The sequence below is a fragment of the Rahnella sp. P4_A8 genome, from assembly GCF_056402435.1.
The window spans coordinates 1-1597 of sequence record NZ_JBFUHK010000213.1; the positions used below are offsets into that span (position 1 = coordinate 1).

The window sequence follows — 1597 nt, forward strand, 5'->3', positions numbered from 1 at the left end:
GTCGTAATCCCATCAGCTTATCAATATCCTGGTCAAAAGCAGTAACCATAATAACGGGCACGTTACTTTCTTTTCTTAACGACGATAGAAAATTCCAGCCGGTGATATCGGGTAATTGTATATCCAGCAAGATAAGGTCTGGTTTTTTCAATCTGAACAATGCCATAGCGGTGGTGCCGTCCTTTGCATGTATTGCCTCCATTGCTGATTTTCTTATGTAACTAACTAATATATCAGCTATTTCTGGTTCGTCTTCAACCACCATTATCAGGTTATGACCGTTCATGCTCTTCTTCCATTTTGATTTAAGCTAATGCTGCCTTACTTTATAGTGCTCGTGATAAAAACTCCAGAGCGGTTTTAAGTCAAAGCGAAGTCATCACTAAATGTCATTATTTTATTTTCCTCCATACTCCCTCCATAAAGAAGTCATCAAAAAAACATAAGCAACCTATACTATTAATTCCTTAAGAGAGTTAAGAAGCAATATCACACCTTGAAAGGAAGAATGGGATTGGTTATGGAGTGGCTGGTGTTGAATGTGCAGATTTTACAACAAAGTCATCAGGCACTTATTCTTGAGTCAGGGAAAATCAGGGTCATCGCTCATGTTAATACCCAGTTCGACGTAAAACCTCAAGATATAATCTCCCCGGTTAAAGATGCTTTTTATACTATTAATCATCATATAGAAAAAAGAATACTTTTTTTTGAGCGCGTGTGAATTTACTCCTGAATGCTGGGTTCGCCTTACTGTGCCCGCGAAATAATTACACCTGTTTTACTTTTAGAAAAATATAAATATCCGTCATGAATACACTTAAAAATATTGTTGAACACAGTGCACTGGCAACTCTCAAATCTCTGGGCCGCCGCCATTACAGAAAATTGTTTATCACGCTGCTATTGGTTATTGCAGAAAACGTAGCATGGCTACTTTATCCGCTGCTGGCGAGCTTTGCCATTAACGCCATACTGGCCGGCAAGGCAATGCATGCGGTGCTATATGCAGCCATGGTTCTATTCATGTGGGCTCTCGGGGCAGCTCGCCGCAGCGTGGATACGCGCACATTTGCCCGGATATATGCAGAGCTGGCGGTGCCGGTAATCATGGCGCAGCGCCGGGATAATGAACGCCCTACCACCGTGGCGGCGAGAGTCGCATTGTCGCGGGAGTTTGTTGATTTCTTTGAAATACATCTGCCGGTGTTGATCACGGCAATCTCTTCTATTACGGGAGCAACGTTAATGCTTCTGGTTATAGAGCCCAGAACCGGCATTGCCTGCCTGCTCATTCTTATTTTATTTGGAGTGTGTCTGCGCCGGTTTACACAGCGAAATGAAGTCCTTTTCGAACGTCTTAATAACCGTCTGGAAAAGGAGGTCAGTCTGATCAGCGGTGCTTCCTTCTCACCGCTGACCCGCCATTATCACGTGCTGGCCAGATTGCGGATCGCCTTGTCCGACAGGGAAGCGCTGGGATATCTGGCTATCGGTGCGGCGGCTACCCTGTTATTTGGCATGACTATCCTTACGATGACGCTTAGCGGTGGGCAGGATGCAGGGCATATCTACGCTGTAATGACCTACATGTGGA

At 44.5% G+C, this 1597-nt stretch carries 3 protein-coding genes; 2 read left to right on the forward strand and 1 reads right to left on the reverse strand.

Features of this window, described 5'->3' with window-relative positions; translation table 11 throughout:
• A partial coding sequence (locus AC1DUO_RS24795) for a response regulator (protein ID WP_477989306.1) occupies positions 1-286 on the reverse strand: 286 nt, incomplete at its 3' end.
• A gap of 234 nt (positions 287-520) precedes the next feature.
• On the opposite strand from AC1DUO_RS24795, the gene AC1DUO_RS24800 reads away from it, so the two are divergent.
• Positions 521-724 carry a hypothetical protein gene (locus tag AC1DUO_RS24800; protein WP_162906063.1) on the forward strand — a complete coding sequence of 68 codons (204 nt, stop codon included), beginning with the start codon at positions 521-523 and terminating at the stop codon, positions 722-724.
• A gap of 86 nt (positions 725-810) precedes the next feature.
• On the forward strand, positions 811-1597 hold a 787-nt coding region (locus tag AC1DUO_RS24805), incomplete at its 3' end, for an ABC transporter six-transmembrane domain-containing protein (protein WP_477989309.1).